Raw genomic sequence first — 23,199 nt, 5'->3', positions numbered from 1 at the left:
TCTGTTGCTCCGGGCTTACTTGACGGCGTTGACGATCGCGGTCGCGGCTTCGGCCATCGTGTCCGCAGCGATGATCGGCAGGCCCGATTCGGCCAGCATCTTCTTGCCCAGGTCCTCGTTGGTGCCCTTCATGCGCACCACCAGCGGCACCGACAGGTTGACCGCCTTGCAGGCCGTGATCACGCCTTCGGCGATGGTGTCGCACTTCATGATGCCGCCGAAGATGTTGACCAGGATGCCCTTGACCTCGGGGTTCTTGAGCATGATCTTGAAGGCTTCGGTCACCTTCTCGGCGGTGGCGCCACCGCCGACGTCGAGGAAGTTGGCCGGCTCGCCGCCGAACAGCTTGATGGTGTCCATCGTCGCCATCGCCAGGCCCGCGCCGTTGACCAGGCAGCCGATGTTGCCGTCCAGGCTGATGTAGGCCAGATCGAACTTGCTGGCTTCGACTTCGGCCGGATCTTCTTCGTCGAGGTCGCGGCAGGCGACGATCTCGGGGTGGCGGAACAGCGCGTTGGCGTCGAAGTTGAACTTGGCGTCCAGCGCGATCAGGCCGCCCTTGCTGTCACGGTTGAGCGGGTTGATCTCGACCAGCGAGGCGTCCGTCTCCATGTAGCAGCGGTAGAGGTTCTGGAACAGGGTGACGGCCTGCGCGATCGACTCGGCCGGCAGGCCGATGGCGCGGGCGATCTTCTCGGCCTGCTCGGCGCCCAGGCCGGTCAGCGGGTCGATCACTTCGGTGATGATCTTCTCGGGCGTCGAGTGGGCGACTTCCTCGATGTCCATGCCGCCTTCGCTCGATGCGATGAAGGCGACCTTCTGCGACTGGCGGTCGGTGACCAGGGAGACGTAGTACTCCTTCTGGATGTCGGCGCCGTCTTCGATGTAGAGGCGGCGCACCTTCTGGCCTTCGGGGCCGGTCTGGTGCGTGACCAGCTGCATGCCCAGGATCTGCTCGGCGAGCTTCTTGACGTCATCGAGGCTCTTGGCGACCTTGACGCCCCCGCCCTTGCCACGGCCACCGGCGTGGATCTGCGCCTTCACGACCCACACCGGGCCGCCGAGCTTCTGCGCGGCTTCCACCGCCTCTTGCACCGTGAACGCAGCATGGCCGCGCGGCACCGGAATGTCGAACTGGCGCAGGATCGCCTTGCCTTGGTACTCGTGGATTTTCACTGGGACGGCTCCTCGTAGGATGTGGGATGCAGGGGGTGGGGAAACGTGGGGTGACGTTGGCCTGTGCAGCGCGGCGCACTCTGCGCCCTCAAGCTGACCTCAAGCTGAGTCCGCTCAATCTGCGGCGGCGGCCAGGCCGTTCTCGAAATGGGCATGCATCAGGCAGCGTGCGGCCTCGGGGTCGCGCCGCTCGATGGCCGCCATCAGCGCGCGGTGTTCGGCCAGCGACTCGTCGATGCGGCCCTGCTTGAACAGCGAGTGGTGGCGGTTGAGCTTCATGACCTTGCGCAGGTCGTTGACGATCTGCATCCGCCAGCGGTTGCCCGCCAGCAGCTGGATCTGGGCGTGGAACGCCTCGTTGGTGGCGAAGAAGAACTCGCGCTGCTGCACCTCGCGCTCGAGCTGGTTGTGCAGGGCGCGCAACTGGGCCAGCTGGACCTCGCTGGCGTGGGTGGCCACCTCGGCGGCGGCATCGGCCTCGAGCAGCGCCATGATGTGATAGACCTGCTTCACGTCCTGCGTCGACATCTCGGTGACATAGGCGCCGCGCCGCACCTTCATCGTCACCAGCCCCTCGACCGCCAGCACCTTCAGTGCTTCGCGCAGGGGCGTGCGGCTGATGCCGAACTCGGCCGTCAGCTTCTGCTCGTCGATCCAGCTGCCCGGCTCCAGTTCGCGATTGAAGATCTGCTCGCGCAGGCGCTCGGCCACGTCCTGGTAGAGGGCGCGCGGCGAGAGACTGGTTTCGGCGGTGGGCAATGACACGGCGGATGTCGTTTTGGAGTCAGACTTGAATTCATAATTATGCATCATGTATCATCGCTGAGCGCGTCTGCTCAGGAAACCACGATGTCTCAGTCCAAAGAATTTCAGTCCGCCACGCTCGAACAGTGGGCCAAGGCGGCTGCCAAGTCCGCTCCCGGCGGTGATGTGTCGGCACTGAACTGGCACACGCCCGAGGGCATCGTCGTCAAGCCGCTGTACACCGCGGCCGACACCGCCGACCTGCCCTATGCGGACACGCTGCCGGGCTTCGAGCCCTTCCTGCGCGGCCCGCAGGCCACGATGTACGCGGTGCGGCCGTGGACCATCCGCCAGTACGCCGGTTTCTCGACCGCCGAAGAATCGAACGCCTTCTACCGCAAGGCGCTGGCTGCCGGCGGGCAGGGCGTGTCGGTCGCCTTCGACCTGGCCACGCACCGCGGCTATGACAGCGATCACCCGCGCGTGACCGGCGACGTCGGCAAGGCCGGCGTGGCGATCGATTCGGTCGAGGACATGAAGATCCTGTTCGACCAGATCCCGCTCGACAAGGTGTCGGTCTCGATGACGATGAACGGTGCCGTGCTGCCGGTGCTGGCCGGCTACGTGGTGGCGGCCGAAGAGCAGGGCGTGAGCCAGGACAAGTTGAGCGGCACGATCCAGAACGACATCCTCAAGGAGTTCATGGTCCGCAACACCTACATCTACGGCCCCGAGCCGTCGATGCGGATCATCGGCGACATCATCGAGTACACGGCGCAGAACATGCCGAAGTTCAACTCGATCTCGATCTCCGGCTATCACATGCAGGAAGCCGGCGCCAACCAGGCGCTCGAACTCGCCTTCACGCTCGCCGACGGCAAGGAGTACGTCAAGACCGCCATCGCCAAGGGCATGGACGTCGACGACTTCGCCGGGCGCCTCTCGTTCTTCTGGGCGATCGGGATGAACTTCTATCTCGAGATCGCCAAGATGCGCGCGGCACGTCTCTTGTGGACCCGCATCATGAAAGGCTTCGACGCCAAGAAGCCCAAGAGCCTGATGCTGCGCACGCACTGCCAGACCAGCGGCTGGTCGCTGACCGAGCAGGATCCGTACAACAACGTCGTGCGCACCGCCATCGAGGCGATGGCCGCGGTCTTCGGCGGCACGCAGAGCCTGCACACCAACGCCTTCGACGAGGCCATCGCGCTGCCCACCGATACCAGCGCCCGCATCGCCCGCAACACCCAGCTGATCATCCAGGAAGAGACCCACATCACCAGCGTGGTCGACCCCTGGGCCGGCAGCTACATGATGGAGAAGCTGACGCAGGACATGGCCGACAAGGCCTGGTCCATCATCGAGGAAGTCGAGGCGATGGGCGGCATGACCAAGGCGGTCGATTCGGGTTGGGCCAAGCTCAAGATCGAAGCCAGTGCGGCCGAGAAGCAGGCCCGCATCGACTCGGGCCGCGACGTCATCGTCGGCGTCAACAAGTACAAGCTGGCCAAGGAAGACGCGGTCGAGATCCGCGAGGTCGACAACGTCGCCGTGCGGCTGTCGCAGATCGAGCGCCTGAAGGCCATCAAGGCCGCACGCGACACCGCCGCCGTCAACGCGGCCCTGCAGGCGCTGACCGACGCGGCCGCCGCTGCCAACGGCAACCTGCTCGACCTGGCGATCAAAGCGATCCGCCTGCGCGCCACGGTCGGCGAGGTCAGCGATGCGCTCGAGAAGGTGTTCGGCCGCCACCGCGCCGACATCCAGAAGGTCACCGGCGTCTACGCCGCGGCCTACGACTCGGCCGAAGGCTGGGAGAAGCTGCAGACCGAGATCGCCGCCTTCGCCGAGGAACAGGGCCGCCGCCCGCGCGTGATGATCGCCAAGCTCGGCCAGGACGGTCACGACCGTGGCGCCAAGGTGGTGGCCACGGCCTACGCCGACCTCGGCTTCGACGTCGACATGGGACCGCTGTTCCAGACCCCCGAAGAATGCGCGCGCCAGGCGATCGAGAACGACGTGCACGCGGTGGGTGTCTCCACGCTCGCAGCCGGCCACAAGACGCTGGTGCCGGCCATCATCGCGGCGCTGAAAGATCAGGGCGCCGACGACATCATCGTGTTCGTCGGCGGCGTGATCCCGGCGCAGGACTACGGCTACCTGTACGACGCCGGCGTGAAGGGCATCTTCGGCCCCGGCACGCCGATTCCGGCGTCGGCCAAGACGGTGCTCGAGCAGATCCGCGAGCGGTTCAGCGCAGCGGCCTGATCGGGCTGCGATACGCTGCAGGCCCCGCCACGCTGCTTCACGCCTCATGCCCACTGGTGCCGTCCATCAACTCTCGTTGACGCCTGCAGGCGAAGGCGATTTCGAGGCCCTGCTGGCCTTGCGCATGTCCGCCATGCGCGAGAGCCTCGAGCGCGCCGGCCGCTTCGACCCCGAACGTGTGCGCGAGCGCCTGAGCCGCGGCTTCAACCCCGCGCACACCCGCCACATCCTGCGTGACGGCGAGCTGGTCGGCTTCGTGGTGGTGATCCCGCGCGACCAGGACCTGCTGCTCGACCACCTCTACATCCACCCCAGCGCGCAGGGCGAAGGCATCGGCGCCTGGGTGATGCGGCGCGTGCTGGCCGAGGCCGACGTGCGGTCCATGCCGGTCTACGTGACGGCTCTCAAGCACAGCGACGCCACGCGCTTCTACGAGCGCCACGGCTTCGTTCTGCAGGCCGAGGGCGAATGGGATCTCTACTTCCGCCGCCCGGCCCACCCCGCCAGCGACCATGACTGAATCTTTCGACACGCTGGCCGACGCGCAGCGCGCGCTGGCCACGGCCATCGTGGGCGCCCCGGGGGCCGCGCAGCGGCGCGCGATGGCCAAGACCATCACGCTGCTCGAATCGACCCGCACCGATCACCGCCTGGCTGCCGATGCGCTGCTCAACGCCTTGCTGCCCTTCACCGGCCGCTCGTTCCGGATCGGCATCTCGGGTGTGCCTGGCGTGGGCAAGTCGACCTTCATCGAGGCGCTGGGCCTCTACCTGATCGAGCGTGGCCACCGCGTGGCGGTGCTGGCGGTCGATCCGTCGTCGAGCGTGTCGGGTGGCTCGATCCTCGGCGACAAGACCCGCATGGAGCACCTGTCTGTCAACGAACACGCCTACATCCGGCCGAGCCCGTCGTCGGGCACGCTCGGTGGCGTGGCCGACAAGACCCGCGAGAGCATGCTCGTCACCGAGGCGGCGGGTTACGACATCGTCATCGTCGAGACCGTCGGCGTCGGCCAGAGCGAGACCTCGGTGGCGGCGATGACCGACATGTTCGTGCTGCTGCAACTGCCCAACGCCGGCGACGACCTGCAGGCGATCAAGAAGGGCGTGATGGAGCTGGCTGACCTGGTGGTCATCAACAAGGCCGACATCGACCCCGACGCGGCCACCCGCGCCCGCGCCCAGATCACCAGCGCGCTGCGCCTGCTCGGGATGCACGCCTTGCACGGCCACCCGGACCACGCTCACGGCGGCGCGCCGGCCAAGCCGGCATGGCAGCCGCAGGTGCTGCAGCTGAGTGCGCTCAAGGGCGCCGGGCTGCCCGAGTTCTGGGCCGCCGTCAGCCAGTTCCGCGATCTGCAGACCGCCAACGGCCGGCTCGCCCAGCGCCGCCAGCAGCAGACCCAATCCTGGATGTGGGAGCGCATCGAAGCCGGCCTGCGCGAGCGCTTTCGTGCCCATGCGCAGGTGCGCCAGGCGCTGCCCGCGATCACCGACGACGTGCGCGCCGGCCGCGTCGCCGCGTCGGTGGCCGCGCGGCGGCTGCTCGACCTGTCCACATCCCCCTGATTCCAACCCCGTTCACGCAAACCCGAACCCGCAGGGCCAGGCCCGAGGAGCACACACACCATGCACGACATCCAGCAGATGCTCGAAGAAAAGCGCGCCAAGGCCCGACTGGGCGGCGGACAAAAGCGCATCGACGCCCAGCACGGCAAGGGCAAGCTGACCGCGCGCGAGCGCCTCGAACTGCTGTTCGATGACGGCACCTTCGAGGAATGGGACATGTTCGTCGAGCACCGCTGCGTCGACTTCGGCATGGCCGACACCAAGATCCCCGGCGACGGCGTCGTCACCGGCTACGGCATGATCAACGGCCGCCTCGCCTTTGCCTTCAGCCAGGATTTCACCGTCTTCGGCGGCGCGCTCTCCGAGGCTCACGCCGAGAAGATCTGCAAGGTCATGGACCAGGCGATGAAGGTCGGCGCGCCGGTGATCGGCCTCAACGACTCGGGCGGTGCGCGCATTCAGGAGGGCGTGGCCTCGCTCGGCGGTTATGCCGACGTGTTCCAGAAGAACGTCATGGCCAGCGGCGTGATTCCGCAGATCAGCATGATCATGGGCCCGTGCGCGGGCGGCGCGGTGTACTCGCCGTCGATGACCGACTTCATCTTCATGGTTAAGGACACGAGCTACATGTTCGTCACCGGCCCCGAAGTGGTGAAGACCGTGACGCACGAGGACGTGACGGCCGAGGAACTGGGCGGTGCCACCACGCACACCAGCAAGAGCGGCGTGGCCGACCTGGCCTTCGAGAACGACGTCGAGGCGCTGCTGATGCTGCGCCGCTTCTTCAACTACCTGCCGCTCAACAACCGCGAGAAGCCGCCGGTGCGCCCGAGCGGCGACCCGGCCAATCGCCTCGACCCTTCGCTCGACACGCTGGTGCCGGACAACCCGAACAAGGCCTACGACATCAAGGAGCTGATCACCAAGGTGGTCGATGACGGCGACTTCTTCGAGCTGCAGCCCGACTACGCCGCCAACATCGTCATCGGCATGGCGCGCATGGAAGGCCAGACGGTCGGCATCGTCGCCAACAACCCGCTGGTGCTGGCCGGCTGCCTGGACATCAAGAGCTCGATCAAGGCGGCGCGTTTCGTGCGCTTCTGCGACGCGTTCAACATCCCCGTGATCACCTTCGTCGACGTGCCCGGCTTCATGCCCGGCACCTCGCAGGAATACGGCGGCATCATCAAGCACGGCGCCAAGCTGCTGTACGCGTACGCCGAGTGCACCGTGCCGAAGGTGACCGTGATCACCCGCAAGGCCTATGGCGGCGCCTACGACGTGATGGCCTCCAAGCACCTGCGCGGTGACGTCAACTTCGCCTGGCCGAATGCCGAGATCGCCGTGATGGGCGCCAAGGGCGCGGTCGAGATCATCTTCCGCGAGGACAAGGGCGACCCGGCCAAGCTGGCCGCGAAGGAAGCCGAATACAAGGCGCGTTTCGCCAACCCCTTCGTGGCCGGCGCGCGCGGCTTCATCGACGACGTGATCCAGCCGCACGAGACCCGCAAGCGCATCTGCCGCTCGCTGGTGATGCTGCGCGACAAGAAGCTCGAAAACCCCTGGCGCAAGCACGGCAACATCCCCCTGTGATTGGCCAAGGAGAAAAGAACATGTTCACCAAGATCCTCATTGCCAACCGCGGCGAAATCGCCTGCCGCGTCATCAAGACCGCCCAGAAGATGGGCATCAAGACGGTGGCCGTCTATTCCGAGGCCGACCGCGACGCGCGCCACGTCGAACTGGCTGACGAGTCCGTGCTGCTCGGCCCGGCGCCCTCGCGCGAGTCGTATCTGGTCGCCGACAAGATCATTGCCGCCTGCAAGGCCACCGGCGCCCAGGCGGTGCATCCGGGCTACGGCTTTCTGTCCGAGAACGAGGCCTTTGCGCGCCGGCTCGAAGAAGAAGGCATCACCTTCATCGGCCCCAAGCACTATTCGATCGCGGCCATGGGCGACAAGATCGCCTCGAAGAAGCTGGCACTCGAAGCCAAGGTCAACACGATCCCCGGCTACAACAATGCCATCGACACGCCCGAGCAGGCGGTCGAGATCGCCAAGGGCATCGGCTACCCGGTGATGATCAAGGCCTCGGCCGGCGGCGGCGGCAAAGGCCTGCGGGTCGCGTTCAATGACAAGGAGGCCTTCGAGGGCTTCTCGTCATGCCGCAATGAAGCGCGCAACAGCTTCGGCGACGACCGCGTGTTCATCGAGAAATACGTGCTCGAGCCGCGCCACATCGAGATCCAGGTGCTCGGCGACAGCCACGGCAACGTGCTGTACCTCAATGAGCGCGAATGCTCGATCCAGCGCCGCCACCAGAAGGTGATCGAAGAGGCGCCGTCGCCCTTCATCAGCGACGCCACCCGCCGTGCGATGGGCGAGCAGGCCGTGGCATTGGCCAAGGCCGTGAAGTACCAGAGCGCGGGCACGGTCGAGTTCGTGGTCGGCAAGGACCAGGACTTCTATTTCCTGGAGATGAACACCCGCCTGCAGGTGGAGCACCCGGTCACCGAGTGCATCACCGGGCTGGACCTGGTCGAGCAGATGATCCGCGTGGCCGCCGGTGAGGCGCTGACCTTCAAGCAGGAAGACATCAAGCGCGACGGCTGGGCGATCGAGTGCCGCATCAATGCCGAGGATCCGTTTCGCAACTTCCTGCCGTCGACCGGCCGGCTGGTGCGTTATGCACCGCCGGCGCAGACGCTCGAACAGTCGGTGCCCACGCTCGAAGGCGAGGCCTATGCGGGCGGCGCGTTCGGCGGTGTACGCGTGGACACCGGCGTCTACGAAGGCGGCGAGATCCCGATGTTCTACGACTCGATGATCGCCAAGCTGATCGTGCACGCGCGCAACCGCACCGAGGCGATCGCCAAGATGCGCGAGGCGCTCAACGGCTTCGTGATCCGCGGCATCAGCAGCAACATCCCGTTCCAGGCCGCGCTGCTGGCGCATCCGAAGTTCGTCACCGGCGAGTTCAACACCGGCTTCATCGCCGAACACTATGCCCACGGCTTCAAGGCCGAGGACGTGCCGCACGACGACCCGCTGTTCCTGGTCGCGCTGGCCGCCTTCGTGCGCCGCAAGGCCCGCGAACGCGCGGCCGGCATCAGCGGCCAGCTGCCCGGCCACGGCGTGAAGGACGCGCCCAACCTGGTGGTCGCGGTGCTGGGCGCGCAGGGTCAGCACGTCTATCACGAGGTCACCGTCAGCGGCTACGACGCAGTGGCCGAAACCGCCAACGTGATCGTGGGCGAACAGACCTACGCCATCCGCAGCCACACCAAGCTCGGCGACCTGCTGATGACCGGCCTGTGCAACGGCCGGCCGTTCATGGCGCAGGTCGAACGCGGTTCGGCCAAGAAGCCGCTGGCGATGCGCGTGGCCCACAACGGCACGCAGATCGAGGCGATGGTGCTGTCGCCGCAGGCGGCGCAACTGATGAAGCTGATGCCCTACAAGGCACCGGCCGACACCAGCAAGTTCCTGCTCTCGCCGATGCCGGGCCTGCTGGCCGACGTGTCGGTGCAGGTCGGCCAGACCGTGCAGGCGGGCGAGAAGCTCGCGGTGATCGAGGCCATGAAGATGGAGAACATCCTCAGCGCCGCGCAGGACTGCGTGGTCGCCGAGGTGCTGGCCAAGAAGGGCGAGAGCCTGTCGGTCGATCAGCCGATCCTGCGGTTCGCCTGATGCGCACGGAGTCCATCGCCATGACCAAACCATTCCGCATCCTGGGCATCCAGCAGATCGCCATCGGCGGCACCGACAAGCAGCGGCTCAAGAACCTGTGGGTCGACATCTTCGGCCTGTCGGTCAAGAGCACCTTCGTCAGCGAACGCGAGAACGTCGACGAGGACATCTGCGCATTGGGCACCGGCGCGACTGCCGTCGAGGTCGACCTGATGCAGCCGCTCGACATCGACAAGAAGCCCGCCGTGCACGCCACGCCGCTCAACCACGTCGGCCTGTGGGTCGACGACCTGCCCAAGGCGGTCGAGTGGATGACCGCCAACGGCGTGCGTTTCGCGCCCGGCGGCATCCGCCAGGGTGCGGCGGGTCACGACATCTGCTTCATTCATCCGAAGGGCAACGAGCAGTTCCCGGTGGGCGGTGAAGGGGTATTGATCGAGCTGGTGCAGGCACCGCCTGAAGTGGTGTCCGCACTCGGTTGATTCACTTGCAAAGAAGGCATCGCGGGCTTCGGTTTGACAGGGCTTTGTCAGGCCGTCGCGCTGAAATCGAAGGCAATTGCCGAGGAGACATTGAATGACGAATTACGTTGATTTCCATCGCCGCTCGATCGACGACCGCGAGGGCTTCTGGGGCGAACAGGCCCAGCTCGTGCACTGGCACGAACAGCCGACACAGGTGTGCGACTACAGCAATCCGCCGTTCGCCAAATGGTTCGTCGGCGGCAAGACCAACCTCTGCTACAACGCCGTCGACCGCCACCTGGTCGATCGGCCTGATCAGAACGCGCTGATCTTCGTCTCGACCGAAACCGAGCAGGAAAAGATCTACAGCTTCCGCGACCTGCACGCCGAAGTGCAGCGCATGGCGGCGATCCTGCAGGCCCAAGGCGTGACCAAGGGCGACCGTGTCCTGATCTACATGCCGATGATCCCCGAGGCCGCGTTCGCGATGCTGGCCTGCGTGCGCATCGGCGCGATCCACTCGGTGGTGTTCGGCGGCTTTGCCAGCCACTCGCTGGCCAGCCGCATCGACGACTCGCAGCCCAAGGTCATCGTCAGTGCCGACGCCGGCATGCGCGGCGGCAAGGTCGTGCCCTACAAGCACCTGCTCGACGAAGCCATCAACCTGGCCGACAACAAACCCGCCCGCGTGCTGATGGTCGACCGCGGCCTGGCCCCGTTCGCCAAGACCGACGGCCGCGATATCGACTACGCCGAACTGCGCGCCGCGCACATGGACACCGTCGTGCCGTGCGAGTGGGTCGACGCCACCCACCCGAGCTACACGCTCTACACCAGCGGCACCACCGGCAAGCCCAAGGGCGTGCAGCGCGACACCGGCGGCTACACCGTCGCGCTGGCCGCGTCGATGAAACACATCTACATGGGCGAGCCGGGCGAGACCTACTTCAGCACCAGCGACATCGGCTGGGTGGTGGGCCACAGCTACATCATCTACGGGCCCCTGATCGGCGGCATGGCCACGATCATGTACGAAGGCCTGCCGATCCGCCCCGATGCCGGCATCTGGTGGAGCCTGGTCGAGAAGTACAAGGTCACCGTGATGTTCAGCGCTCCGACCGCGGTGCGCGTGCTCAAGAAGCAGGACCCGGCCTTCCTGACCAAGTACGACTTGAGCAGCCTGAAGGCACTGTTCCTGGCCGGTGAGCCGCTCGACGAGCCCACCGCCAAGTGGATCTCCGAAGCGCTGGGCAAGCCGATCGTCGACAACTACTGGCAGACCGAGACCGGCTGGCCGATCCTGGCGATCTGCAACGGCGTCGAAAGCGCGCCCAGCAAGTTCGGCTCGCCCGGCAAGGCGGTCTACGGCTACGACGTCAAGCTGATCGACGAGAGCACCGGCGAGGCCATCACCGAGGCCAACAAGAAGGGCGTGGTGGTGGTCGAGGGCCCCCTGCCGCCGGGCTGCCTGCAGACCGTGTGGGGTGACGACAAGCGCTTCGTCAGCACCTACTGGACCAGCTTCCCGTCCAAGCAGATGTACAGCACCTTCGACTGGGGCGTGCGCGACGAGGACGGCTACTACTTCATCCTCGGCCGCACCGACGACGTCATCAACGTGGCCGGCCACCGCCTGGGCACGCGCGAGATCGAGGAGAGCATCTCCAGCCACCCGGCGATCGCCGAAGTGGCGGTGGTGGGCGTGGCCGACCAGCTCAAGGGCCAGGTCGCGATGGCCTTCGCGGTGCTCAAGGACGCCAGCCGCGCCGCCAACGCCGACGACGCCCGCAAGCTCGAAGCCGAGGTCATGAAGGTGGTCGACGACCAGCTCGGCGCCGTGGCCCGCCCGGCCCGCGTGCGCTTCGTCACCGTGCTGCCCAAGACCCGCTCGGGCAAGGTGCTGCGCCGTGCCATCCAGGCTGTGTGTGAAGGCCGCGATTCAGGCGACCTGACGACGATGGAAGACCCGGCGGCGCTGGCGCAGATCAAGGATCTGGTCACGCCGGCCTGATCCAGCGGATCGCTCGTGCATGAGCCCTGACGGTGTCGCCGTCAGGGCTTTTTTCTTGCCCGGATGGTTCGGGCTTGCGCTCGTGGGTGAGTGCCGGCTTCAGGCTTGTTGGCCGATCAGCTGCTGTGCCGCACACAGCGCATCGACCTGCCGCGCGATCGGCTCGGGCACCGCGATCTCGCCGGCCAGCACCGCACGGATGTGCGCCGCCGTGCTGGCCGCATCGATCGCCACCGGCAACGCCGGCAGCTCGACCAGCACGCCCTCCTGCGGCGCCAGGCTCAGGGCCTCGTGCTTGACGCCCTTGAGGTAGACATCCATGCGCGGCTGGCGCCGGCAGTCGGCCACCGGCTCGCCTTCGGTGCCGCGGATCAGCACCGCATCGGCGCCGCTGTCGCGCAGGTATTGCGACAGGCTGATGGCGTATTCCGGGTGCGTGTGGTTGACCACCCGCAGCGCGCCGGGCACCGCCGGCAGCAGCTTGGCGATGGTGTGGCCGCTGTTGCGCAGGCCGAGCACGCGCCGCACCGCGAGCAACTGCGCCAGCGGGCGGTTCAGCACCTCCAGCGCCATGAACACCGGCTGGCCGAGCGCCCATTGCTGCGCGGCCTGCTCGGCATCGGCTGATGTCGGCAGGCCGAGCGCAGTGAAGATCTCGGCGCTCGTGACCCGGCCCGCGTCGGTCAGCGGCCCGTGCACCAGCACCGGCACGCCGCGCCGCGCCAGCAGCAGGGCCAGCAGCGGCGTGAAGTTGGGCAGCTTGCGCGCGCCGTTGTAGCTCGGCAGCAGCACCGCCGGCGACGGGCTTTGCAGGCTCAGCGTGTGAGCCACCGCGGCATCGACGAAGGCCGCCAGCTCGTCGGCCGACTCGCCCTTGATGCGCATGGCCAGCGCGAAGCCGCCGAGTTCGAGATCGCTGACGCGGCCCTCGAAGATGCGCGACATCAGGTCGAAGGCCTGATCACGTGCCAGGCTGCGCGCGCCGTCCTTGCCGCGGCCGATGGTTCGAAGGTAGGGGGCGATGCTCATGGCGGTGGCGGACGGGGCCGCCCGGTTGGTTCTGCGTGGCGAGATGGTAGTGCGGCCGGCTCGGACGGGAATCCGATGCGCCGCCGCAGCAAAGAGTCGGAATTCCGTTCGCCGGACTCCGGCATGGGCCGTGAATTCCAATGAATTCAATGACTTGGGCTTCTTTGCCCGGCCGGTTCGGGCTGGCACGGCGTGTGCGACTGATGGGACATGGCAGTCGTCCGTGTTCTCGTCCTGGCCCAGCTTGCGCAAGTCCGTAGCCGTGCGCGGCCTGAACCTGGGCCGGCCGCCCTCGGACTGCCTGCTCGATCCGCTCGCTCTCGCGGCCAACCCGATCCGGCGCTGTCCGGCCTGATCCGGGTGATGGTCTGTTTCCTCGCAACTACCGGAGAACTCTCCATGATGAAACTCGTCCGAACCCTGGCGTCCACCTTCGTCGCCATGACCCTGGCCGCTGCCGTGCATGCCCAGGTGCCCGCGAAACCGCAGGTCGTGCTGCTGGCGACCGGCGGCACCATCGCCGGTGCCGGCGCCAGCGCAGCCAACAGCGCCACGTACCAGGCCGCCAAGGTGCCGGTCGACAAGCTGATCGCCGGCGTGCCCGAACTGGCCCAGGTGGCCGCGGTGCGCGGCGAGCAGGTCTTCCAGATCGCCTCCGAAAGTTTCACCAACGAGCACCTGCTGACACTGGGCAAGCGCGTCGCGGCACTGGCCAGGCAGCCCGAGGTCGACGGCATCGTCATCACCCACGGCACCGACACGCTGGAAGAGACGGCCTTCTTCCTCGGCCTGACCGTCCGCACCGACAAGCCGGTGGTGGTGGTCGGCTCGATGCGGCCGAGCACCGCGCTGTCGGCTGACGGCACGCTCAACCTGCTGAACGCGGTGACGGTGGCCTCCAGCAAGGACAGCCGCGGCAAGGGCGTGCTGGTGGTCATGAACGACGAGATTCACAGCGGCCGCGACGTCAGCAAGAGCATCAACATCAAGACCGAGGCGTTCAAGAGCGCCTGGGGTCCGCTGGGCATGGTGGTCGAAGGCAGGACCTACTGGTTCCGCGCGCCGGTCAAGCGCCACACCCTGACGTCCGAGTTCGACATCGAGGCGATCAAGGCCCTGCCGCAGGTCGACATCGCCTACGGCTACGGCAACGCCAGCGACGTGGCCCAGCGTGCCTTCGTCGCCAAGGGCGCCAAGGCGCTGATCCACGCAGGCACCGGCAACGGCTCGGTCGCGGCGCCGGTGGTGCCGGCCTTGCGTGAACTGCGTGCGCAGGGCGTGCAGATCATCCGTTCGGCGCGGGTGGTGGGTGGCGGCTTCGTGCTGCGCAACGCCGAGCAGCCCGACGACCAGTACGACTGGGTCGTCTCGCATGACCTCAATCCGCAGAAGGCCCGCATCCTGGCGATGGTGGCGCTGGCCAACGGCAGCGACAGCAAGAGCCTGCAGCGGGTGTTCATGGAGTACTGAAAAGCAAGTTCGTTCTGAAGGAGACAAGCACATGAAGAAGACACTGATGATGGCCGCCCTGCTGGCCTGCGCCTTTGTGACGGGCCAGGCCCGGGCCGAAGACACCCTCAAGAAGATCAGGGACACCGGCTCGGCGACGCTGGGCGTGCGTGAATCGTCAGGCGCCCTGGCCTACACGCTGGGCGACGGCAAGTACGTCGGTTTTCATACCGAGATGGCCGAGCGGATCCTGGGTGACATCCGCAAGCAGCTCGGCCTGCCCAAGCTCGACATCAAGTACCAGGTGGTGACCTCGCAGAACCGCATTCCGCTGGTGCAGAACGGCACCGTCGACCTCGAATGCGGCTCGACCACCAACAACGCCGCGCGCCAGAAGGACGTGGCCTTCGCCGTCACCACCTACGTCGAGGAAGTGCGCATCGCGACCAAGGTCAACTCGGGCATCACCGGCATCGGCCAACTCAGTGGCAGGGCGGTCGCGACCACCACCGGCACGACCTCGGTGCAGACGCTGCGCCGGCACGAACGCGCCAACGGCGTCGATTTCAAGGAGGTGTATGGCAAGGACCACGCCGACAGCTTCCTGCTGCTCGAAACCGGTCGTGCCGATGCCTTCGTGATGGACGGCCAGATCCTGGCCGGCAACATCTCCAGGGCCAAGAATCCGCCCGACTACCGCCTCGTCGGCGAGGTGCTGTCGGTCGAGCCGATCGCCTGCGTGCTGCGCCGCGACGATCCGGTCTTCAAGAAGGCGGTCGACGACAGCATCGTCGGCATGATCAGGAGCGGCGAACTCGCCAAGCTCTACGACAAGTGGTTCATGCAGCCGATCCCGCCGTCGAACACGCGCGTGGGCCTGCCGCTGTCGGACGCCACCAAGGCGGCCTGGGCCAACCCGAACGACAAGCCGATGGAAGAGTACGCACGCAAGTGACGCGTGTGGCGTTCGCTCGCCGGCGACGTTCGAACCGAGGCTGCGGCGCGCATGACCGCCGGGCCTCATCCAACAAGGAGAAATGACTTGGCTACCTGGGATTGGCAGGTTTTCTGCAAGAGCACCATCGAGGGCGAGGTGGTCGCGGGCTGCTTGGGCAGCGGCGGCGACATCACCTACCTCGACTGGCTGCTGTCGGCCTGGGGCTGGACGCTGTCGGTGGCGGTGCTGGCGCTGATCGTCGCGCTGGCGGTCGGCTCGCTGATGGGCATCTTCCGCACCACGCCCAGCCGCGCACTGGTGGCACTGGGCAACAGCTGGACCGAGCTGTTCCGCAACATCCCGCTGCTGGTGCAGATCTTCCTCTGGTACCACGTGCTGCCGCAGATCTTCCCGTCGCTGCAGGCCATACCGAGCTTCATCCTGGTGGTCGTCGGGCTGGGATTCTTCACCTCGGCGCGGGTCTCCGAGCAGGTCAAGGCCGGCATCCAGACCCTGCCCAAGGGCCAGCGCTACGCCGGCCTGGCGATGGGCCTGACCTTGCCCCAGACCTACCGCTACGTGCTGCTGCCGATGGCATTTCGCATCGTCATCCCGCCGCTGACCAGCGAGAGCATGAACATCATCAAGAACTCCTCGGTGGCGTTCGCGGTGTCGGTCACCGAACTGACGATGTTCGCCATGCAGGCGCAGGAAGAAACCTCGCGCGGCGTCGAGATCTACCTGGCGGTGACGGCGCTGTACTTCATCTCGGCCTTCTTCATCAACCGGGTCGCGCTGTTCATCGAGCACCGCGTGCAGGTGCCCGGCATGCTGGGAGGCGGCAAATGAATCTGGATTTCAGTTTCCTGAACTGGGACATCGTCGCCAGCTTCATCGCCAAGGGCTTCATCTTCTCGATCCAGCTCACGCTGGTGGCGATGATCGGCGGCATCCTGCTGGGCACCCTGCTGGCGCTGATGCGGCTGTCGGGCAAGCCGTGGCTGGTGCTGCCGTCGGCGGCCTACGTCAACACCATGCGCAGCGTGCCGCTGGTGATGGTGATCCTGTGGTTCTTCCTGCTGATCCCGCTGCTGATCGGCCGGCCCATGGGCGCCGAACTGTCGGCCATCGTCACCTTCACGCTGTTCGAGGCGGCCTACTACTCCGAGATCATGCGCGCGGGCATCCAGAGCGTGCCGCGTGGCCAGGTGCACGCGGGCTACGCGGTGGGCATGACCTATCGCCAGACCATGCAACTGGTGGTGCTGCCGCAGGCCTTCCGCAACATGCTGCCGGTGCTGCTGACGCAGACCATCATCCTGTTCCAGGACACCAGCCTGGTCTACGCCATCGGCGCCTACGACCTGCTCAAGGGCTTCGAGGTCGCGGGCAAGAACTTCAACCGGCCGGTCGAGACCTACCTGGTCGCCGCCGTCGTCTACTTCGTGATCTGCTTTGGCCTGTCGATGCTCGTGCGTCGGCTGCAGAAGAAGATCGCCATCATCCGCTGAGAGGACTCCGCCGTGATCCAGATCCAGAACATCTCCAAGTGGTACGGCAGCTTCCAGGTGCTGACCGACTGCACCACCTCGATCCAGAAGGGCGAGGTCGTGGTGGTCTGCGGCCCGTCGGGCTCGGGCAAGAGCACGCTGATCAAGACCGTCAACGCGCTCGAACCGATCCAGAAAGGCGACATCGTCGTCAACGGCACCAGCATCACCGACCCCAAGACCGACCTGCCCAAGCTGCGCAGCCACGTCGGCATGGTGTTCCAGCACTTCGAGCTGTTCCCGCACCTGTCGGTGACCGAGAACCTGACGATCGCGCAGGTCAAGGTGCTCGGGCGCAGCCAGGACGACGCCATCGCGCGCGGCCTGAAGATGCTCGACCGCGTCGGGCTGAGCGCACACAAGGATAAGTTCCCCGGCCAGCTCTCGGGCGGCCAGCAGCAGCGCGTGGCGATCGCGCGCGCGCTGAGCATGGACCCGATCGTGATGCTGTTCGACGAGCCGACCTCGGCGCTCGACCCCGAGATGGTGGGCGAAGTGCTCGACGTGATGGTCAAGCTGGCGCAGGAAGGCATGACGATGATGGTGGTCACGCACGAGATGGGCTTTGCCAAGAAGGTCAGCCACCGGGTGATCTTCATGGACGCGGGCAAGATCGTCGAGGACTGCAGGAAGGACGAGTTCTTCGGCAATCCGGAGGCGAGGTCGCCGCGCGCCAAGGACTTCCTGTCGAAGATCTTGCAGCATTGATGGGGTGATGTCGTTGCCCGGCCGGGGCTTTCATTGCGTGAGAGCGCGCCGGGGTTCCGCCCCGGCGGGCGGGTTACTTTCTTCTGCTGGCTCAGAAGAAAGTAACCAAAGAAGAGAGCCTGAACATCCGATTTGACCGAGTGCGTGAAGCGGGGGCCGGTTGTCCACGTGCGGTGCTGGTGCTCGAAGGCGCCACTTGGTGGCAGTGAGGACGTTCCAGCTTCGGCGGCTCTCGGTGAGGGTGGTTGGTCGAGGCCTTCGCAAGAAGAACAATCAAATGAGCACCACCGAAGCATCTGCGGCGCCAGTCGATGGCGCACTTGGAAAGTCTCTCGGGTGCACTGCGGGTGACAACCGGCCGCCCATTCCAGTCCTCGGTCAAATCGGATGTTCAGGCCCTTTGCTTTGCCTACTTTCATTTGGGCCACCAAATGAAAGTAGGTCGGCCGCCGGCCGAAACCCGGCGCGCTCTCACGCCGTGAGCCCAACGGGGCGCAGCCCCAAATAACGCCAACCTTCTGACAGGCGTCCGCCCCACCACGAGCCCAGGGCCACCCGGGCCCGCACAACCCAAGTGAACACCATGCAAACGCCCAATCCGGAGTCCCGCCAACGGTTGCTCGAAGAAGCGATGACGCTCGCGCAGCAACGCCTGGCGCCTGCCGCCTTCGCCATTGCCGAGCCCTTCCTGCGCCACTACCACGGACAGGTGGCCGACGAACAGATCCTCGGCAGCACGGCCGCCGACCTGTTCGGGGGCGCGATGGCCCATTGGCAGTTCGCTCGCCGCTTCACGAGCGGCACGCCGCGTGTGCGTGCTTATGTGCCGCGCGTGGCCGAACATGGCTGGGAGTCGCGCCACACGGTGATCGAGATCGTCAACGACGACATGCCCTTCCTGGTCGATTCGGTCACCACCGAGATCAACCGGCTGGGCCTCACGCTGCACTCGGTGATCCACCCCGTGATGCACGCCTGGCGCGACGCCGACGGCCAGCTCGAGCGGCTGCGGCCCGCCAACGAGGCGGTTGCCGACGGTACCGGACACGACGAGTCCTACATCCGGCTGGAAGTCGACCGCTGCACCGACCCGGCGCGGCAGGCCGAGATCCGCGACGGCATCGTGCGTGTGCTCGGCGACGTGCGGGCCGCGGTGGAAGACTGGGCGCCGATGCAGGCGGCCGCATTCGCCGCGGTGGACGAGCTGAAGGCGCGCAGCGACGTCACCGGCGCGGCGATCGAGGACAACGCCGAGGCGCAGTGTTTCCTGCGCTGGATGGTCGACGACCATTTCACCTTCCTCGGCTGCCGCGACTACGAGCGGGTGGAGCAGGGCGGCGAGAGCCACCTGCGCGGTGTCGCCGGCTCGGGCTTGGGGCTGTTGCGCGACGCGCGCCGCGATCCGCAGCGGCCCGACAGCACGCTGCTGCCGGCGGGCTCGCTGGCGGTGATCGACGGGGCTTCACCGCTGTTCCTGACCAAGGCCGACTCGCGTGCCACCGTGCACCGGCCGGGTTATCTCGACTGCGTGGGCGTCAAGCGCTACGACGCACGGGGCCAGGTGGTCGGCGAACGGCGTTTCCTCGGCCTCTACACCTCGTCGGCCTACCGGATGCCGGCCAGCGAGATGCCGCTGGTGCGCCGCAAGGTGGCCACGCTGATGGCGCGCAGCGGCTTCGTGCCCAAGGGCCATCTGTCGAAGACACTCGCGACCGTGCTGGAGCAGTATCCACGCGACGAACTGCTGCAGATCGGCGAAGACGAGTTGCTGGAGACCGCGCTCGGCATCCTGCACCTCGAAGAGCGCCAGCGCAGCCGGCTGTTCGTGCGCCGCGATGCCTTCGGCCGCTATGTGTCCTGCCTCGTGTTCGTGCCGCGCGACCGGTTCAACACCGAGCTGCGCATGCGCATCCAGCAGTTGCTGAGTTCGGCCTTCCACGGGGTCGGCAGCGAGTTCAACCTGCTGTTGTCGGAGTCGGTGCTGGCACGCATCCACATCATCGTGCGCACACCGCCGGGCAGCGCGCTCGGCGAGGTCGACGTGCTCGAGCTGGAGGCTCGCATCGTCGCGCTGGCACGCCGCTGGCAGGACGATCTGGCCGATGCGCTGGTGGCCGGCCTGGGCGACGAGCTGGGCAGCCGTCTGGCGCGGCGCTATGCAGCCGCCTTCCCGGCCGGCTACCGCGAGGATTGCGAGGCGCGCGTGGCGGTCGGCGACATCGAGCTGGCGGAGCGAGCCGCACGGTCGGGCGAGCTGGCGATCAGCCTGTACCGACCGGTCGAGGCGGCGGCCGGTGCGCTGCGCCTGAAGATGCTCCGGGTCGGCCAGCCCATCGCGCTGTCGCACAGCCTGCCGCTGCTCGAGCGCATGGGCGTGAAGGTCATCGACGAGCGTTCATGCCGCATCGCCCCGGAGGGCGGCGAGCCGGTCTGGCTGCACGACTTCGGCATGCAGATCGCCGACGGCGGCGAGGTCGAGATCGAATCGATCAAGGGCAGCTTCGAGGAGGCCTTCGCCAAGGTCTGGTCGGGCTCGCTCGAGAGCGACGACCTCAATCGACTGGTCCTGAGCGCGCGCCTGTCGTGGCGCGAGGTGATGCTGCTGCGCGCCTATGCGCGCTACATCCGGCAGGTCGGCTCGACCTTCAGCAACAGCTACATCGAGCGGGCACTGACCGCCAATCCGGTGATCGCACGCACGCTGGTCGAGCTGTTCCAGGCGCGCTTCGACCTGACCCTCGGCGAGGCCCGTGCCGCGCGTTGTGCCGCGCTCGACGAAGCGCTGCAGCAGCAGCTCGACGCGGTCGCCAGCATCGACGAAGACCGCATCCTGCGGCAGTTCCTCGGCGTGATCGGCGCCACGTTGCGCACCAACCATTTCCAGCGTGATGGCGCCGGCCAGCCCAAGCCCTATCTGTCGTTCAAGTTCGATCCCGCCCGGGTGCCGGGTCTGCCGTCGCCCAAGCCGATGTTCGAGATCTGGGTCTATTCGCCGCGCTTCGAGGGGGTGCATCTGCGCGGTGGCAAGGTCGCACGCGGTGGCCTGCGCTGGTCCGACCGGCGCGAAGACTTCCGCACCGAGGTGCTGGGGCTGGTCAAGGCGCAGATGGTCAAGAACACCGTGATCGTGCCGGTGGGATCGAAGGGCGGATTCGTCGTCAAGCAGCCGCCGCTGGGCGGCGACCGCGATGCCCTGCTCGAGGAAGCGGTGGCCTGCTACAAGAACTTCCTGCGCGGCCTGCTCGACCTGACCGACAACCTGGTGGCCGGCCAGGTGGTGGCGCCGGTCGACCTGGTGCGCCACGACGGCGACGACCCCTATCTGGTGGTCGCCGCCGACAAGGGCACGGCCACCTTCTCCGACCACGCCAACGCCGTTTCGGCCGAATACGGCTTCTGGCTCGGCGATGCCTTCGCCTCGGGCGGCTCGGTCGGCTACGACCACAAGAAGATGGGCATCACCGCGCGCGGCGCCTGGGAGGCGGTCAAGCGCCACTTCCGCGAGATCGGCGTGAACACGCAGGAACAGGACTTCAGCGTGGTCGGCATCGGCGACATGTCGGGCGACGTGTTCGGCAACGGCATGCTGCTGTCGCGCCACATCCGCCTGGTGGCGGCTTTCGACCATCGCCACATCTTCCTTGATCCACAGCCCGATGCCGCTGCGAGCCATGCCGAACGGGCGCGCCTGTTCGCGCTGCCGCGCTCGAGCTGGGCCGATTACGACGGCGCACTGATCTCGGCCGGTGGCGGGGTGTTCGCGCGTTCGCTCAAGTCGATCCCGCTGTCGGGCCCGGTGCGTGCCGCGCTCGGCGTCACGGCCGAGGAGCTCAGCCCGGCCGAGCTGATGCGCGCCATCCTGCAGGCGCCGGTGGACCTGTTCTACAACGGCGGCATCGGCACCTACGTGAAGGCCTCGCACGAAAGCCACGCGCAGGTCGGCGATCGCGCCACCGATGCGATCCGCGTCAATGGCGCCGAGCTGCGCTGCAAGGTGGTCGCCGAGGGCGGCAACCTGGGCCTGACCCAGCTCGGCCGCATCGAGTTCGCGCGTCGTGGCGGGCGCATCTGCACCGATGCGATCGACAACTCGGCCGGGGTCGACTGCTCCGACCACGAGGTCAACATCAAGATCCTGGTCGACCAGCTGGTCAGCGACGGCGAGATGACCGGCCGGCAGCGCAACCAGCTGCTGGCCGACATGACCGACGAGGTCGGCGAACTGGTGCTGCTCGACAACTACGCGCAGACGCAGGCGCTGTCGGTGGCCGGCCGCCGCGCCGCCGAGCTGCTCGAGCCCGAGGCGCGGCTGATGCAGTTTCTCGAACGGGCCGGCCGGCTCGACCGCTCGATCGAGTTCCTGCCGTCGGCCGAGGAGATCGCCGAACGCAAGCTGGCCCGGCAGGGCCTGACCTCGCCCGAACGGGCGGTGCTGCTGGCCTACAGCAAGATGTGGCTCTACGACGAGATCCTGGCCTCCGATCTGCCCGAGGAGCCGTACGTGGCCGCGATGCTGTCGGCCTACTTCCCGCAGGCGCTGCGCCAGCGCCATGGCCAGGCGATGCTGCGCCATCCGCTCAAGCGCCAGATCCTCGCCACCTGCCTGACCAACACGCTGACGAACCGGATCGGCCCGAGCTTCGTGCACCGGCTGGCCGAAGAGACCGGCCTGGGCGCGGTGGCGGTGGTGCGTGCGGCGATCGTGGCGCGCGAGGTGTTCGGTCTGGACGAGGTGTGGTCGAGCATCGATGCGCTCGACAACCGTGTGCCCGACAGCCTGCAGGCGCGTCTGTTCGACGACGTCGCCGGCCTGATGGCGCGCGCCAGCCTGTGGTTCCTGCGCCAGCCGGCGAGCGCCGGCATCGACGCGACGGTGGTGCGCTTCCGGCTCGCCGCCGACCAGCTCGGCGCCAGCCTGGTGGCGCACCTGTCGCCTGCCGAAGCGAACGCGCTCGCGGGCCTCCAGCACGCCGACGTGCAGCTCGGCGTGCCCGCCGAACTGGCGCGCCGGGTCGCCAGCGCCGACCGCATCGCGGCGGTGCTCGACATCGCCGAGGTGGCCGCCGCGACGCAGCGCAGCCTGGAGCTGGTGGCGGGCACCTACTTCGCGCTCGACGTCCAGCTGCAGCACGGCTGGATGCGGCAGTCCGCTGCGGCGCTGCCGGCCGACAGCCATTGGCAGACGCTGGCGCGCACCGCGCTGCAGAACGACCTGACGCTGCTGCAGCGCGCGCTCACGGCCAAGGTGGTCGGCCGCTCGCCCCAGCTCGATTCGGCGGAGGCCCTCGTCGAAAGCTGGCTGGCCGCCAGCCGCGCGGCCCTGGAGCGCTATCGCCGCCTGCTGGCCGATCTGCAGTCGTCGAGCAGCGTCGATCTGGCGATGTTGTCGGTCGCCACACGCGAGCTGCGTGCGATCGAGGCGGCCTGAACGCAGACCGAGCGACCGCAGCGGTTCTTCCCCCGATGGCTGGAGCAACAAACCATGAATTCGATGCCATCTGCCGCTGCCGCCCCGACCCGCACCGAACACGACCTGCTCGGTGACCGCGAGGTCCTGGTCGACGCCCGCCGCAGCGCGATTCATGGCTGCATAGGCAGAATCGGCC

16 protein-coding genes are annotated in these 23,199 nt (G+C 67.1%); 13 read left to right on the top strand and 3 right to left on the bottom strand.

What is annotated here, in order from left to right; all coding sequences use genetic code 11:
* Positions 1–15: 15 nt before the first annotated feature.
* Both sucC and LCHO_RS13495 read right to left on the bottom strand, forming a co-directional pair.
* On the bottom strand, positions 16–1,176 hold the full coding sequence (gene sucC / locus LCHO_RS13500; protein WP_012345532.1) for an ADP-forming succinate--CoA ligase subunit beta: 1,161 nt from the start codon (positions 1,174–1,176) through the stop codon (positions 16–18).
* Between the two features lie 114 nt (positions 1,177–1,290).
* Positions 1,291–1,989 (bottom strand): GntR family transcriptional regulator, encoded by a 699-nt coding sequence (locus tag LCHO_RS13495; protein WP_012347719.1) that lies wholly within the window; start codon positions 1,987–1,989, stop codon positions 1,291–1,293.
* Between the two features lie 36 nt (positions 1,990–2,025).
* On the opposite strand from LCHO_RS13495, the gene scpA reads away from it, so the two are divergent.
* From scpA to LCHO_RS13460, 7 genes are all read left to right on the top strand, one after another.
* A complete protein-coding gene (scpA, locus tag LCHO_RS13490; protein WP_012347718.1) occupies positions 2,026–4,188 on the top strand; it encodes a methylmalonyl-CoA mutase in 2,163 nt (720 codons plus the stop codon).
* Positions 4,189–4,234: 46 nt separating this feature from the next.
* Positions 4,235–4,708: a GNAT family N-acetyltransferase gene (locus tag LCHO_RS13485; RefSeq protein WP_012347717.1), complete on the top strand. Its 474-nt coding sequence runs from the start codon at positions 4,235–4,237 to the stop codon at positions 4,706–4,708.
* Complete coding sequence (gene meaB, locus LCHO_RS13480; RefSeq protein WP_012347716.1) at positions 4,701–5,756, top strand: methylmalonyl Co-A mutase-associated GTPase MeaB; 1,056 nt, start codon at positions 4,701–4,703, stop codon at positions 5,754–5,756. The genes LCHO_RS13485 and meaB overlap by 8 nt, the downstream gene beginning before the upstream one ends.
* Positions 5,757–5,816: 60 nt before the next feature.
* Positions 5,817–7,349, top strand: a complete 1,533-nt coding sequence (locus tag LCHO_RS13475) for an acyl-CoA carboxylase subunit beta (RefSeq protein WP_012347715.1) — start codon at positions 5,817–5,819, stop codon at positions 7,347–7,349.
* A gap of 20 nt (positions 7,350–7,369) precedes the next feature.
* On the top strand, positions 7,370–9,445 hold the full coding sequence (locus LCHO_RS13470; protein WP_012347714.1) for an acetyl-CoA carboxylase biotin carboxylase subunit: 2,076 nt from the start codon (positions 7,370–7,372) through the stop codon (positions 9,443–9,445).
* 20 nt (positions 9,446–9,465) lie between these two features.
* Complete coding sequence (locus tag LCHO_RS13465) at positions 9,466–9,927, top strand: VOC family protein (RefSeq protein WP_012347713.1); 462 nt, start codon at positions 9,466–9,468, stop codon at positions 9,925–9,927.
* A 94-nt stretch (positions 9,928–10,021) separates the two neighbouring features.
* Positions 10,022–11,920 (top strand): propionate--CoA ligase, encoded by a 1,899-nt coding sequence (locus tag LCHO_RS13460; protein WP_012347712.1) that lies wholly within the window; start codon positions 10,022–10,024, stop codon positions 11,918–11,920.
* 99 nt (positions 11,921–12,019) lie between these two features.
* Here the strand turns inward: LCHO_RS13460 and ybiB are convergent, their stop codons facing one another.
* Positions 12,020–12,949, bottom strand: coding sequence for a DNA-binding protein YbiB (gene ybiB / locus LCHO_RS13455; RefSeq protein ID WP_012347711.1), 930 nt, complete (start codon positions 12,947–12,949; stop codon positions 12,020–12,022).
* 399 nt (positions 12,950–13,348) lie between these two features.
* Here ybiB and LCHO_RS13450 point away from each other — a divergent pair, with 399 nt between their 5' ends.
* The 6 genes from LCHO_RS13450 (at position 13,349) to LCHO_RS13425 (ending at position 23,021) form a co-directional block, all read left to right on the top strand.
* Positions 13,349–14,419: a type II asparaginase gene (locus LCHO_RS13450; RefSeq protein ID WP_012347710.1), complete on the top strand. Its 1,071-nt coding sequence runs from the start codon at positions 13,349–13,351 to the stop codon at positions 14,417–14,419.
* Positions 14,420–14,450: 31 nt separating this feature from the next.
* The gene (locus LCHO_RS13445; protein ID WP_012347709.1) at positions 14,451–15,353 is read left to right on the top strand and encodes a transporter substrate-binding domain-containing protein; all 903 of its coding nucleotides are present in this window, start codon (positions 14,451–14,453) and stop codon (positions 15,351–15,353) included.
* A gap of 87 nt (positions 15,354–15,440) precedes the next feature.
* A complete protein-coding gene (locus LCHO_RS13440) occupies positions 15,441–16,184 on the top strand; it encodes an amino acid ABC transporter permease (RefSeq protein ID WP_012347708.1) in 744 nt (247 codons plus the stop codon).
* Positions 16,181–16,846 (top strand): amino acid ABC transporter permease, encoded by a 666-nt coding sequence (locus LCHO_RS13435; protein WP_012347707.1) that lies wholly within the window; start codon positions 16,181–16,183, stop codon positions 16,844–16,846. The genes LCHO_RS13440 and LCHO_RS13435 overlap by 4 nt, the downstream gene beginning before the upstream one ends.
* Positions 16,847–16,858: 12 nt before the next feature.
* Complete coding sequence (locus LCHO_RS13430) at positions 16,859–17,593, top strand: amino acid ABC transporter ATP-binding protein (protein ID WP_012347706.1); 735 nt, start codon at positions 16,859–16,861, stop codon at positions 17,591–17,593.
* Between the two features lie 583 nt (positions 17,594–18,176).
* Positions 18,177–23,021 carry an NAD-glutamate dehydrogenase gene (locus LCHO_RS13425; protein WP_012347705.1) on the top strand — a complete coding sequence of 1,615 codons (4,845 nt, stop codon included), beginning with the start codon at positions 18,177–18,179 and terminating at the stop codon, positions 23,019–23,021.
* Positions 23,022–23,199: the final 178 nt, after the last annotated feature.

The sequence above is a fragment of the Leptothrix cholodnii SP-6 genome, assembly GCF_000019785.1.
Lineage (GTDB): Bacteria > Pseudomonadota > Gammaproteobacteria > Burkholderiales > Burkholderiaceae_C > Sphaerotilus > Sphaerotilus cholodnii.
The sequence above is the reverse complement of the archived record's forward strand: the minus strand, read 5'-3'. Positions and strand labels throughout refer to the sequence as shown.